General features: G+C 56.7%; 12 protein-coding genes. All 12 read right to left on the bottom strand.

The features are described 5' to 3' along the window. Positions 1–18: 18 nt before the first annotated feature. The 12 genes from fliD to rfbF all read right to left on the bottom strand — a co-directional run bounded on the left by fliD (position 19) and on the right by rfbF (position 13590). Positions 19–1437 (bottom strand): flagellar filament capping protein FliD, encoded by a 1419-nt coding sequence (fliD, locus tag PSCI_RS17485; protein WP_045489413.1) that lies wholly within the window; start codon positions 1435–1437, stop codon positions 19–21. A gap of 75 nt (positions 1438–1512) precedes the next feature. Beyond that, positions 1513–1878 carry a flagellar protein FlaG gene (locus PSCI_RS17480; RefSeq protein WP_045489410.1) on the bottom strand — a complete coding sequence of 122 codons (366 nt, stop codon included), beginning with the start codon at positions 1876–1878 and terminating at the stop codon, positions 1513–1515. Between the two features lie 72 nt (positions 1879–1950). After that, positions 1951–2802, bottom strand: a complete 852-nt coding sequence (locus PSCI_RS17475; RefSeq protein ID WP_045489407.1) for a flagellin domain-containing protein — start codon at positions 2800–2802, stop codon at positions 1951–1953. 314 nt (positions 2803–3116) lie between these two features. Then, positions 3117–4043, bottom strand: a complete 927-nt coding sequence (locus PSCI_RS17470) for a ketoacyl-ACP synthase III (RefSeq protein WP_045489405.1) — start codon at positions 4041–4043, stop codon at positions 3117–3119. Positions 4044–4319: 276 nt separating this feature from the next. Continuing rightward, positions 4320–7247, bottom strand: a complete 2928-nt coding sequence (locus PSCI_RS17465; RefSeq protein WP_045489402.1) for a TIGR00180 family glycosyltransferase — start codon at positions 7245–7247, stop codon at positions 4320–4322. A 51-nt stretch (positions 7248–7298) separates the two neighbouring features. Next, the gene (locus PSCI_RS17460) at positions 7299–8033 is read right to left on the bottom strand and encodes a cephalosporin hydroxylase family protein (RefSeq protein ID WP_045489399.1); all 735 of its coding nucleotides are present in this window, start codon (positions 8031–8033) and stop codon (positions 7299–7301) included. A gap of 19 nt (positions 8034–8052) precedes the next feature. After that, on the bottom strand, positions 8053–9120 hold the full coding sequence (locus PSCI_RS17455) for a class I SAM-dependent methyltransferase (protein ID WP_045489396.1): 1068 nt from the start codon (positions 9118–9120) through the stop codon (positions 8053–8055). Further along, entirely contained in the window at positions 9110–9976 is an 867-nt protein-coding gene (locus tag PSCI_RS17450) for an NAD-dependent epimerase/dehydratase family protein (protein WP_045489393.1), read from the bottom strand. Before PSCI_RS17450 ends, PSCI_RS17455 begins: the two co-directional genes overlap by 11 nt. Beyond that, positions 9973–11199 carry a class I SAM-dependent methyltransferase gene (locus PSCI_RS17445; protein WP_045489388.1) on the bottom strand — a complete coding sequence of 409 codons (1227 nt, stop codon included), beginning with the start codon at positions 11197–11199 and terminating at the stop codon, positions 9973–9975. The genes PSCI_RS17450 and PSCI_RS17445 overlap by 4 nt, the downstream gene beginning before the upstream one ends. Continuing rightward, a complete protein-coding gene (locus PSCI_RS17440; RefSeq protein ID WP_045489386.1) occupies positions 11196–11756 on the bottom strand; it encodes a dTDP-4-dehydrorhamnose 3,5-epimerase family protein in 561 nt (186 codons plus the stop codon). Before PSCI_RS17440 ends, PSCI_RS17445 begins: the two co-directional genes overlap by 4 nt. Beyond that, complete coding sequence (rfbG, locus tag PSCI_RS17435) at positions 11753–12826, bottom strand: CDP-glucose 4,6-dehydratase (RefSeq protein ID WP_373568471.1); 1074 nt, start codon at positions 12824–12826, stop codon at positions 11753–11755. The genes PSCI_RS17440 and rfbG overlap by 4 nt, the downstream gene beginning before the upstream one ends. After that, positions 12817–13590 carry a glucose-1-phosphate cytidylyltransferase gene (gene rfbF, locus PSCI_RS17430; RefSeq protein WP_045489381.1) on the bottom strand — a complete coding sequence of 258 codons (774 nt, stop codon included), beginning with the start codon at positions 13588–13590 and terminating at the stop codon, positions 12817–12819. The genes rfbG and rfbF overlap by 10 nt, the downstream gene beginning before the upstream one ends. Positions 13591–13640: the final 50 nt, after the last annotated feature.

Raw genomic sequence — 13640 nt, 5'->3', positions numbered from 1 at the left:
TTCGTCAACGCATCACCATCAGGACGCGTTCTTCTGAGCATTCATCGCCTCAAAGATCGAGGTAATACTTTCACCTGTGGCTTTCAACTGGGCAACCACCAGGTCCATGGCGTTGTACTTCTTGGTAAGCGATGCAGTCAGCGTTTCAATCCGGCGATCCAGCGCCTCCTGATCCGCCTCAAGACGAACAGTAATTTTGTCCAGGCTGGTCTTTTTCTGCGCCAGGACACCATTCGCTGCCGTAAAGGGCTTCAACGAGTCTTCGATTCGTGAGATGAAGCCCTTGTTGTTATCGTCACCAGTGAAAAAAGCCTGCATCTGACCGCCCAGCTGCTTGTCGGTGACCGCCTCTTTGAATTTGGTGGTATCAAAAGACAAGGTACCGTCAGCCTGTTGAGTAGCAATACCCAACTGAGAGAGAGAACCCAGGCCACTTGTAGCGGTGGCCGAAGCAATTTCCTTGCGAACAGCCTCAAGGATGCTGCGAGGCGCAGAATCCCCAGTCATTGGCGCGGCGACAAATGTGCCATTAGAAGACGTCGTACCCTTGGTCAGAGTACTGACAAGCTTGACCAAGGTATTAAAAGAATCCACAAAGCTTTGCATCGAGGCTTGCAAGCCCTCGGTATTGCTTGCCACCGTGATTGTCGAAGGCTGGTTTTTGCCAACCAGCTCCAGAGTCAGACCCGAAATAGCATTTGAGACGCTGTTCTTGGAACTGGTCAGCGCCAGACCGTCGACCGTGAACTTCGCATCCCCGGCCACTGCCGTGATCGCCCCGGCACCAGTAGCGCTATCACTCATTTTTTGGGTGCCATCAATGTCCAGCAACGTACCCATGGCACTGTCACCCTTGACACTAATATCGGTACCTGCGCCGGTAGTTGTCGAGGTGAATACTAGCCGCGAACCGCTCGCGTCATTCACAATGTTGGCGCTGATGCCTTTGCCCTGCATCGTGGTATTGATCTGGTTACGCACCTCCTCTAACGAGGTCGTTGATGTGATATTGACCTTGGTATCAATGCCATTTTGACTGATGGTCAGTTCACCACTCGGAATAGCACTCGCCTGCGCCGGAGTCAGCGCAGCAGTGGTCACCTTGGACGCAGTTGCAAGCTCCTGGACCACAATGGAGTAAGTCCCGGCAACAGCACTGCTTCCGGCTGTAGCCTTGACACCCTTCTCATCGGAGGAGGTTGCAGCGAAGCCATTGAATGCCGGCGCAGTCGTGCTGCCGAGCGTTTTCAACGTCGAGGTGAAGGCTGCCAGAGCGCCTTGCAACTGACCGACCGCAGTCAACGAAGCCGTGTTTTTGGTGCTTTGGGTGGTGATCTGCTTCTGTTTGGCCGCCTTTTCAGCATCAGCCAACGCGGTCACCATTTCGGTGATCTTCAGCCCGGAACCGATACCCGTTGAGGTTATAGGGGATGCCATATCAATCTCCTTTCAGAAGGTTACAAGGTCTCTGACCCAGCGCAAGCCCAGAAACCCACCCGTACTGTTGCCGTATCAGGCCTCAGCCTTGAACAAAGTGCTATTGGCATCGTTCAGGCTTTCAGCCAGTTTCAACACTTCCTCATTGGGGATTTGTCGAACCACCAAACCGGTGTCACTGGCAATTACTTTGACCACTACCCTGCCAGAATCCTCATCAACCGAGAACTCCAGATTTCTCTGGATCGACTGAAGAAACTGCTGGATCTGCGCAGCAGCGGCCTTGACCTTTTCATCATCGTGCTGCGAGCCTTTACTCTCTTGTGACGAAGCCTCAGCCTCGACAACCGGAGGTTTCACAGCCACCTTATCCAACACGACAGTCTCGCTCGCCGGTTTAGCGGCCGGATAAGACAAATTCAACCTGACGCCCATATCCATTGTCTATTACCTCAGAAAGTAAAAAAGCGAGGAAGTACGTGACCGCACCCCTCGCTTATGCTCACCCCAGAATTACTGGAGCAGTTTCAGTACAGCGGAAGGCAACTGGTTGGCCTGGGCCAGAACCGAAGTCGATGCTTGCTGCAGAGTCTGCTGCTTGGTCAGCTGGGCAGTTTCAGAAGCGAAGTCAGTATCTTGTACGCGCCCCAGAGCAGCAGTAGCGTTTTCGTTGATGTTCTGCAGGTTGGAAATGGTGCTGGTCAAGCGGTTTTGCGCAGCACCGAGGTCAGCACGAGCGGCGTTGATGGTGTTCAGAGCGCTGTCGATAGCCGAGATAGCAGCGTTGAAGCTCGCCTCAGCGGTGGTGCTGTCAGAACCGGTGATCGCAACGGCAGCCGAGTTGACACCCAGAGTCGAAGCAGCGAACGAGCTGCTCAGGGTCAGAGTGATCTGGTTGCTGGCGCCCGAGTTGGAACCGACCTGGAAGGTCATGGTCGCAGCGCTACCGTCCAACAGGTTCTTGCCGTTGAGGTTGGTACTTTCAGCGATACGAGTCAGCTCGTCGGACATGGCCGCGAACTCTTTGTTCAGAGCTTCACGATCGGTAGTGCCGTTGTTGTCGTTACGCGCCTGGATGGCCAGTTCACGCATACGTTGCAGGATGTTGGTCTGCTCTTGCATCGCGCCTTCAGCGGTCTGGGCGATGGAGATACCGTCGTTGGCGTTTTTGATCGCCATGGTCTGACCACGAATCTGCGAAGTCATACGGGTAGCAATTTGCAGACCGGCGGCGTCGTCTTTGGCGCTGTTGATTTTCAGACCGGAAGACAGACGAGTCATCGAGGTCGACAGCGCGTCGGAAGCCTTGCCCAGGTTCTTCTGCACGTTCAAGGAGGCAACGTTGGTGTTTACTGTTAAAGCCATGATGAATTCCTCGTGGGTTGATTGCTGCGTGGCTTCCGGCCCCTGCGAGCGCCGGGTGTGCCTAGAGAACCTTCGTAATAGTTATCGTCGGCATGGCAGGTTGCTTGAGGGCTTTTTTGATTTTTTTTACAAACCACTCTACAAGCCAGTCAAAACAACAAGTTATCGCAGCACTCAACCAGTAAGGATAGCCATTGAATTGCCCCTGGCTCAGGACAAAACGCGATGCAGTTGGCAATCGATGCAAAACACTGAATTCAAATGCACAACGCCCGATCAACGAGTGTCGGGCGCAAAGAGGGCAAGATTACGTATCAGGCGCGATAGATGATCGCCGACCCCCAGGACAACCCCACACCGAAACCGCTCAGGGCAACACGCTGCCAGGTTGACCCCAGCACGTGCTTTTCAATCAGCAGCGGAATACTGGATGAAACAGTGTTGCCGGTCTCGACCATGTCCTTGACGAACTTTTCAGGCTGCTCCTCGAAACGTCGCGCCACGGCATCGACAATCGCCGCGCTGCCTTGGTGAATGCAAAAGGCATCGATATCCTCAGGCTTGAGGCCCGACTCATCTAGCAGCTCATGCAAGTGCGCGGGCACCTTGAGCAGCGCGAAGTTGAATACCTGACGGCCATTCATATAAAACACGCCGTTACTGACCTTAAGGTGCGGCGCGCCGGAGCCATCGGTGCCGAAACGGGCCTTACCCAATTGCCAGGGCGCATCTTCGCCCATCCAGGTAGCGGTGGCTGCATCGCCAAACAGCATTGTTGTGTTTCGATCATCAGGGTCGACGATCTTGGAATAAGGATCGGCAGTGACCAGTAAGCCATTTTTCAGGCCAGCCGCCTCCATGAAGCCTTTGATCGCATAAATGCCGTACACATATCCCGAACAGCCCAGAGAAATGTCAAAAGCGGCAACGCGGGTCGATAAACCCAGTTTGTCCTGGACGATCGCCGCGGTGTGCGGCAAACCCTCTTCGTCACCGTTCTGGGTGACTACAATCAGCACATCGATGCTTTCACGGGTCAGTTGGGGATTGTTGGCCAACAGGGCGTTGACCGCCTCGACACACAGGTCCGAGGTTTCCTGCGCGGCATCCTTGCGCGGCAAAAAGGTGGAGCCGATCTTGCCCAGAATGAATTCTTCATCCTTGCCGAACCTGGCGCCTTGCGCGTAGTTGTCCACACCCTCGACGGGCACGTAACTCGCTATGCTTTTTATGCCAATCATCGCGGCTTCCCGATAGTAAGCAGTTAACCACGCCTGCGCCGTAGCGACGGGCGTGACTTGAAAATAAAGGACTCGTGGTCGATAGCAGCAAGCAAACACAGCAGCGAACAATACGAGTACCGCCTTGCATGCACGCTCGATACAGTGAAGATGCCCGCTGCCGAGTCTAGGTCACGCCCAATGTCACGATTTGCAACAAAGCCATCTGCCATGCGCGACAAATAAAAAGGCCACGAACACTACTCGTGTTCGCGGCCTTGGTAAAGCATCCGTGTGTCAACCGAGCAACTGATCCCAGTCAACCGCCCCATCCTTGAGCCAGGACTCCCGCTGGGAATGAAGATGGTTCTCATTGCCGAGCGGATCCTGCTGCAGAGGCCCGGACCACTTACTGCGCAATGCGTCGAGCGCTGTTGCGACCGGCACCACCTCACCACTGTGCAGCACCTGAGCCTGAGGGGTCAGGACGGTCAGATAACCCGCCTCTCCCAGTTTCAGACACAGATCGACATCGGCAAAGCCCTGACCGAACGCCACCTCATCGAAACCACCGGCAGCATCAAACAGCTCTTTGCGGACCATCATGCAAGCCCAGGACACCGCGCTACAGTTCTGTTCGACAAGCGCACGATCCATATAGCCTGGTGAATCCTTGCCTTCGCCGACAAACGCTGCCGCCACCCCATTGTCTTGGCCAAGCAGAAGACCTGCCTGAGTGGATACACCCTTGCTGTCGACCAGTTTCGCCCCTACGATCGCGACCTCAGGGCGCTGTGCCTGATTGAGTAGGCTGTCGACCCAGTTGGCGGTCACCACCTGAGCGTCGGGCGCCAGGAACAGCAAGTACTCACCCCGAGCCTGCTGGCTGGCCAGATTGTAAAGCGCGGCGGTATTGACGCCTTGTTCCAGCCGTAGCGTCCTGATTCGCTCACCCTTGGCCTGAAGCTCATCGAGCCACTGATGCAGGCGCGGGTCGCGACTGTGGTTGTCGGCAATCAGAATCTCATGCTGTTGATAACGAGTACGCTGTAATACGCTAATCAGGCAAAGCTGCAAGACTTCGAAATTATCTTCACTGCGCAGGATGATCGACACCAGCGGACGTCGGGCATGGCGATAATCGATTTGCCAGTTGCCGGGCCTGGTTGAACTGACCTGGGCTTGGTAGCCACGCACTTCAAGGTGACGAACCAGAGTCTGGCTTTGCTGCTCGTTCTCGACCCGCTCCGGGGCCTTACAGATCAACAGCGGTTCGGCAAGATGGGCCAGCCCACTCATGCCACCGCCCTCAATCAGACGCAAAACCAGATCGAACTCCAGCGCCTCAGCAAACCTGGCGGAGTAACCACCAGCCTCGAGAAACACATCACGACGAATCAGCCAATGCCCGGCCATAAGGTCCGGCACACTCAAGAGCAGATCGAGATTGAAGCCTGGGCGCAACACATCGCGCAACGAGCCATCTTCCTGGCGATGAACCTCATCCATCGCAACCGCACGGCACTCTGGCGCCGCACGCAATTCCAGTGCGGCCCGCAACAGCCCTGTTGCAGTGAACACCTCACCGGCCTTGGCCAACAGCAGCCAGTCTGCCGAAGACCCGGCTGCCAATTCATTGAGCTGCTCAACGTGACGTCCGGATTTGACCTTGACGAAATGCACCGTGTCCTTGCGACGGGTGTTAGCCGGCAGGTCTCCGGTCATCAGGACCACGACCTTGAAGGTCTTCAGATTAGACGCCAGCAAGCTGTCAAAGGTTGCCTGCAGAGCATCAGCGTCGTTATCCAGATCAAGCAGCAGAATCTCGATCTGTGGACCGCTTTGCTGCAACAGCCTGTCAGCTTCACCGACCTGCCGCACAGTGGGCCGACGATCATCAAGCCACTTGATCAAGCGCCCACTGTGCATGTTGTCGAACATCGCCTTGCGGTCCACAACAGCCACCGACCTGACTCGCTGCGCCCAGGCCTTGAGGTTTTCAGCCTCGTCAAGTTCTTCAGGAGTACTGCCAGCCTGCAGTGCAGGAATCAGCCTGTCGACCACATCAAGATTGAAGACGCCGAGACTCAAAGCCCGCCACAGACGGGCACGCAACGTTTCCTGAGTGTCGTTGGGGTACTGCTGCATCAGTTCCTGCTGCTGGACCAGCACCCCCTCAAGCTCAAGCATCTGCTGGCGGTTTGCCGGCATCGAATGAATAAGAAACTCGATCTCGGTCAATCTGTCGAAAAAAGCCTTGTTGTAGAACGGCATTTCGACAAACTGGATCAGGTCGAAGTGACGCACAGGTTCGGCGCCAGGTTGCTGCCATTGCGAGCGGAAAATGCGGCTCATCCTTAGCGAGCGGCCATGCAGGAGACAGTCGGCCATGGCTGCAAAGCTGTCCAGCGCAAGCTGCCTGGCAGCGCCTGGCTCAAGCTCACTGATCCCGGTCGGCAAGGATGTCAGGAACGCGGCGAACTCCTCGCGCCCCGCCACCGATTGGGCATCGAGCGGCGCCAGGACGGTCAGGACGTTGGTACTGTGGTCGGAACCACCGTAGTTGATTTCCCTGACAATGTAGGGAATATCCAGAATCCGCGCCTTGGCACTGGCCAACAGATAAAAAGAGTGGCCCACTTCCTGCCATTCGAAACTGACTCCCGCCGGCATCGACCGGTGCCAACTACGCAGTAACTCGGTACGGGTTACGGCATAGAATGGCGGCAGGAACTGCGCCATGAAGTCCATAACCCGCTGCGCAGCGCAATCGGAGCCATAATCTTCCTGAACTTTCATTTCCCGCCGGAAATACAGAACCTCGGCGCCGCGCGCCAGATACATCATCCCGTAGCCATGGCACATGCCATAGTCGGGGTTGGCCTGCAGAAATGCCACACACTGGGCCAACGCATCATGAAGCATGAAATCATCATCAGGTGCAAAGGCCATGAATGGCGTTGTCACCACAGACGAGCCATAGGCCAGCTTTTCCTGAAGACTCCCGTAAGACAGCTGGGGCAGATGGTGATAATCGATAAAGGGATACTGTTCGCTCAGCGCCGAATCACCCTGATCGGACGAGTCCAAAACCAGTAGTCGTCCAGTAAAGCCGCGATAGTACTCAAGGGTGCGCCTGAGAAACGCATTGCGATTGTGGGTGATCAAAACCAGAGTGAACAGCTCCTTCAGGGAGCCTGGATTATCCAAAACATGCGACTGCATTTGTGTTTTCCCTGAACCCGGCGCGCGGCCTGGTGAAAGATTCGGCATCGGTTACTTGACGCGCAGCAGATAACCATCCGGCGCAACCGAAATCAGCAGTTTATTGTTCAACCGCTGATCGATCTGGAAATCGGTATTTTCCTTCAGATACTCCCAGACCGCCGTTTTTGGATTGTCACCCGGCCCCCATGGACGATCAGGGAATGCCTCAGCCGGCATATCCTCGACCACGGTGTCCATAACTACACAGTAGCTACCCACGCTGACCAGTGGCGCATACAGGCGCAGCTCTTCAAGCACATGCTCGTGGGTGTGGTTTGAATCCAGCACCAGAATCACCTTCTTGCCGATCGCCTGGGCACGAACCTGTTCAGCAATGCCGGCATCAATGCTGGAGCCTTCGATCATGGCGATACGCTTGAACATCGGGTGGCTTTCGATAGCCTCACGGTTATGAGGGCGGATATCCACATCGATACCCAGCACCTCGCCATGACCGAGCAGTTCGAGCATCGACGCGTAGTAGATCAGCGAACCACCATGGGCAATGCCACATTCAATGATCAAATCCGGACGAACGTCCCAGATGATCTCCTGCATGGCCACCATGTCTTGGGGCAACTGGATGATGGGACGGCCCATCCAGGAAAAGTGATAGCTGTACTTGTGTTGCGCCGACTCATTGAAAAAATCGGTCGCCAGTGCCCGCAGTTTCTGGTTTTCACCCTGAGCCTGGATATCAGCCTCATTCTGCGCTGCGAACTCTTGAGCCTGGATACTGGTCATGTTCAACCTCGAAGGAAAATTACTGGAATGTGGCATCATCGACGGCGTGATACACATAGCGCTCATCGGTCATGTGCCTGATTTCATCCAGATAGTTGGAATTCATCACAAACAAATGTGCTCCGGCCGGCAACGCCTGCATGGCTTCTTCAGGTGAGGAAACACGCAAGCCACTCAACGGAAGATAACGTCCCTGCTTGGCCGGGTTGATATCAACGATCTGGTCCACACTGACCCCGGCACGTTGCAGAAACAGCGAATAGATCACGCCCTTGGACGAGGCGCCCCAAATACCCACTGGCTGACCACCGTCAACCTGGGCAATCTGCAAGGCACGGCCGATGCTGTGGCAGAAATTGTCCGGCACCTGAACGGGCTCGGCGGGCGGCAAGCTATCGCGTAGACTGGCCAGATCGGCCACCACATAAAGGTATTGGCCCCCAAACAGATGCCCTGCCTCATCGACAGTGGCGAACATCCGACGGAAATCCTCGATGCGGAAGTAGTTCACATGCTCGTAGAACACATCGAACCAGGCGCGATGTTCGAGAATCCAGTCCAGACACGGGACTTCGATGTAGATACGCCCACCGTCATTGGCTTGCGCGATGATATGCAGGAAAGCGAGCGGGTCAGGGATATGTTCAAGCACATGGCGCAACACCACTGCATCGGCTGACAGACCGGCGTCCGGCGTGAAAGGCGCCTTTAGCACATGTGGGTTGTCGCCCTCGTATGCCGGATCGATGCCCACGATATCGAAGCCCTTGCCACGCAATTGCTCAAGAAAATAGCCCTTGCCACACCCCACCTCGATCAGCCGCTGGCCGACGAAGTGCTGCTTGACGATATGCTCGACTGCTTCGAGGTGCGCCTTAAAGTGTGCCGAATGCGCCTGCTCGTTCTGATAATCGCTGTCGTAGCTGAGTTTTTGCGGATCGAAGGCAGCGTTGTACACAAGCCCACTGTGCAGATCCTGCACCAGCACGACATCGGCACTGGCATAAGCCTTGGCTGTAGCCTGGTCGGCAAAGGTGCGGTTCTGCAAGACCGGCAAACCGCTGGCCCGATACAACTCATTGTGCATGCTCAGCTCCGAGTAACTGTTGTAGACGGCGCACATCACCCCAGAAAGCCAGCGGCTCATGTACTGAGTAGGGGTAATGGCCAAGATTGATATGGATATCGGCATGACGCCGGGCGACCTGCGCCTCTACCAACGCACGGACAGAAACCGGCCGACCACTGCAGCAGTTGAGTATCCCGTTGAAATCCGCTTTCTGAACGACCGCCGCCATGTGAGCGGCAGCTTGCTCGATGGGCAGATAATCACGCAATTGATCGCCTGCCGACATATCGAAGGACTCAGCACCGGTATCAATGGCCCTTTCCAGACTGGCCAGCAGGCTATTGGGGTTTTGCCCCTCACCATACAAATAGAACAGCCGCACCCACTGCAAAGTAAACGACTGCTCACGCTGCAACGCTTCAAGGAACAGCCGCAGGGTGTGCTTGGCCAGTCCATAAGGATTGACCGGCCGTGCCTCAGTGTTTTCGCTCAGTTCGCCGTTCTGCAAGCCATATTCAAAACAGGTACCGGTGACCATGATTTGAGTGATACCGGCCTGCACCGCCGACTTGATGAAGGTGTAGTCGGCGAACAGGTTGCGCTCAAAATGAAACAGCCCCTGATACGCCGGCAGCCCTGGCCAAGCCAGATGCGCCAGCACATCGACACCTTGGGCAAGCGCGACAACATCCAGGTCCAATGCGTGAACATCCGCCGCGACGAACTCGACCCTGTCGAACCACGGCATGCGCAGGGCCTTGTGCTGATCGCGTGCCACGGCACGTACCTGACAACCGCCATCAAGCAACGCCTGAACCAGATGCCGGCCGACAAACCCGGTGGCACCGGTAACCAATACCCTCTGACCACTCATAGCAGGGTCAGCTCCGGCACCGCGATGACGAACCGGCCACCCCATTCATGCACCTGCGGATACTGCCGACGCACCTCATCGAGCAGGTTCCACGGCAAGACAAGCACGTAATCGGGCCGCTCAGCCAGCAACTGCTCAGGCGCTATCACAGGAATGCGACTGCCTGGCAGGAACTTACCCTGTTTGTGCGGGCTGGCATCTGCCACACTGGCCAGCAGGTCGGTCTTGATGCCAGCGTAGTTGAGTAGCGTATTGCCCTTGGCCGCAGCGCCATAGCCGACTACGCGCTTGCCCTCAGCCTTGGCTTGCAACAAAAAGCTCAACAACTGATGCTTGATACGCTCGGCAGCCGGCGCCAGGGTTGCGTAATACGCCCTGGTAGTGACCCCTACGGCCTGCTCTTGAGCCAGAACCCACTCAACTGATGGCTCAATCGCGCGCGGCGGCCCATCGCTACGCTGCACAAACACTCGCAATGAGCCTCCATGGGTAGGCAATTGCTGAACATCGAAAATGCGCAGGCGATTGCGCCGACACAAAATCTGCACGGCGGTAAGTGACAAGTAGGAATAATGCTCGTGGTACAAGGTGTCGAACTGCGCACCAGCCATCAGCGTCAACAGGTGCGGAAACTCGAACGTTGCCACGCCATGCGGCTTTAGCAACGTGGCAAAGCCACTAAGAAAGTCGTTGATGTCCGGCACGTGGGCCAGCACATTGTTGGCCGCCATCAGATCGGCAGACCAGCCTTCGGCAACCAGAGACTGCGCGGTCTGCTGGCCGAAAAACAACTCGCGAATATCCAGCCCCTTGGCGCGAGCGGCCTGGGCCGTGCTATGGGTAGGCTCGACACCGAGGCAAGCGATGCCGCGCGCAGCGACATACTGCAACAGGTAACCGTCATTGGCCGCCACTTCAACTACCCGACTGTCAGTGCTCAGGCCAAAACGCTCGACCATCTCATGCACATAGCGCTCGGCATGCGCCAGCCAAGTACTGGAGAACGAACTGAAGTAAGCATAGTCGGCGTCGAACAGGCTGTCTGCTTGGGTGTAATCCTCGGTCTGCACCAACCAGCACTGCTCACAGACCTGAACTTTCAACGGCACCCACTGCTCAGCGTGTTCCAGTTGTCTAGCCAAAAGGTAAGCATTGGAGGGTGGTGACGTTCCCAAGTCGATCAGCGGCAGACTCAGAGGGGCGCCGCAACCTCGGCAGTTCATAAGCGAACTCCAGTAAAAGAAGCATCCAGCAGCGGGTGTGAACTGTCGCGCACCGACAGATTTCTGACAGGTAGCGGCCAGTTGATCGCCAACCGCGGATCGTGCACCGACAACCCCCCCTCGGCTTCAGGACTATAGTCAGCACTGTGCAGATAAAGCAGTTCGACGTCGTCACTCAGGGCCTGAAATCCGTGGGCAAACCCTGCCGGGATCAGCAACCCGCAGCCATCACCGACGCGCAGGTGTTGTGCGTGCCAATGTAGATAGGTTGCCGAGTCCGGACGCAGATCAACTGCTACGTCCCAGACTTCGCCGCGCAGACAACTGATTAGTTTGGCTTCGGGCTGTTGCCCGTCCTGGTAATGCAGACCGCGAACACTGCCCGCCTCACGGGTGCAAGAGTGATTTATCTGGCGGATGTGAAAGGGATAACCGAACGTAGCCAGACTGCCTTCACAAAATAGCCGGGAGAAATGCCCGCGAGCATCTTCATGACGCTTGTGGCGCACCAGTGCCAGCCCGGCCAGCGGTAACGCCTGCAATCCAAACTCGCTCACGGGCACCCCCGAAACAGATTCAATTGCTCAAGGGTCACCTGATGCATATCTGCGCCAGCCTGCCAGGCCAAGTGCCAGTTCAAGGTATGCTCCAGACATTGTGCCAGCGACCAGCGCGGCTGCCAGCCCAGTAACTGACGCGCACGGCTGCTGTCCAGGCGCAATAACCCGGCTTCATGCAAGGTGACGGGCTCGATCTGAATACCGGCAGCTTGCGGCCAACGCGCGGACAACAGCCGAACTACCTCACCAACGCTGCACATGTCGGCTTCACCCGGCCCAAAGTTCCAGGCACCGGAAAAGGCCGTGCCTTGCTCAAAGAGCCCGTGGGCCAGTTGCAGATAACCCGCCAAAGGCTCCAGTGCGTGCTGCCAAGGCCTGACTGCCTGCGGGTACCGTAAGGTTACCGGCTGGCCAGCCGACCAGGACCTGAGTACGTCAGGTATCAGCCGCTCAGCGGCAAAATCGCCACCACCCAGTACATTGCCGGCGCGTGCAGTGGCCATGGCAAAGCCATGCTCTGCGTATTGCTCAGGCGCAAAGAACGAAGCCGCGTAGGACTGCGCCAGTAACTCGCAACAGGCTTTGCTACTGCTGTAAGGATCATGCCCGCCAAGCGCTTCATTTTCCCGGTAAGGCCAAGCCCATTCCTGGTTGGCGTAGACCTTGTCGGTGGTGACCAGCACGCACGCTTTGACACCGCCGACCTGACGGATGGCTTCCAGCAGATGGAGCGTGCCCATGACATTGCTGGAATAAGTCCCCAGCGGATCACGGTAGCCTTCTCGCACCAGCGGCTGGGCAGCCAGATGCAGAACAATTTGCGGTCGGGTTTCGACCACAACATCCAGTAGCGCCGCAAGATCACGCAAGTCGCCGCGCCGGTCGTCGAGCCCCTCGCCGACCCGGGCCAGCTCGAACAGACTTGGCGTGGTCGGTGGATTCAGAGCAAAGCCGGTGACCCAGGCTCCCATACTCTTTAGCCACAGCGCCAGCCAACTACCCTTGAAACCGGTATGGCCGGTCAGCAGAACACGCTTGCCCTGCCAGAAGGCCGCGCTCACCCCCACATTTTCCAAGGGGCCTCCCCGCTCTGCCAGAGTTGCTCCAGATAATTCTTGTCGCGCAGGGTGTCCATCGGATGCCAGAAACCGGTGTGCTGGAAGGCATTGAGCTGCCCCTCGGCAGCCAGTCGGCCCAACGGCTCGGACTCCCAAGGCATCTGGTCACCTTCGATATAACGCAAGACCTTGGGCGACAGCACGAAGAAGCCACCGTTAATCCACGCGCCATCACCTGGCGGCTTCTCGGTAAAACCCAGAACCTGATCACCGGAGCACTCCAGCGCGCCGTATCGCCCCGGCGGCTGAACAGCTGTCACTGTCGCCAGGCGGCCATGAGCCTTGTGAAAGTCGACCAAAGCACGGATATCCAGATCCGAGACGCCATCGCCATAGGTAAAGCAGAAGGCCTCTTCACCTTCCAGATAGCGGCCAGCGCGCTTGAGGCGGCCACCGGTCATGGTCTCCTCTCCCGTATCGACGAGGGTCACGCTCCACGGCTCGCTGTAGTTCTGGTGCACATCCATGCGGTTATTGCGCATGTCGAACGTGACATCGGAGGTGTGCAGGAAGTAATTGGCGAAAAAATCCTTGATCGCATACCCCTTGTAACCCAGGCAAATCACGAAGTCGTGAATGCCGTGGGCAGAGTACTGCTTCATGATGTGCCAAAGAATTGGCTTGCCGCCGATTTCGATCATCGGTTTGGGTTTGAGGTGCGACTCTTCACTGATACGCGTTCCCAGACCACCAGCCAGAATGACTGCCTTCATCGCGTTCCTCTTGAGCATTGGGCCGCCAGAACCCTTCATCCATACCAGGC

Origin of the sequence: Pseudomonas sp. StFLB209 (assembly GCF_000829415.1) — a bacterium.
In the GTDB taxonomy this organism is placed as follows: domain Bacteria; phylum Pseudomonadota; class Gammaproteobacteria; order Pseudomonadales; family Pseudomonadaceae; genus Aquipseudomonas.
Note: the sequence above shows the minus strand (reverse complement) of the source record. Positions and strands in the feature narration are given on the sequence as shown.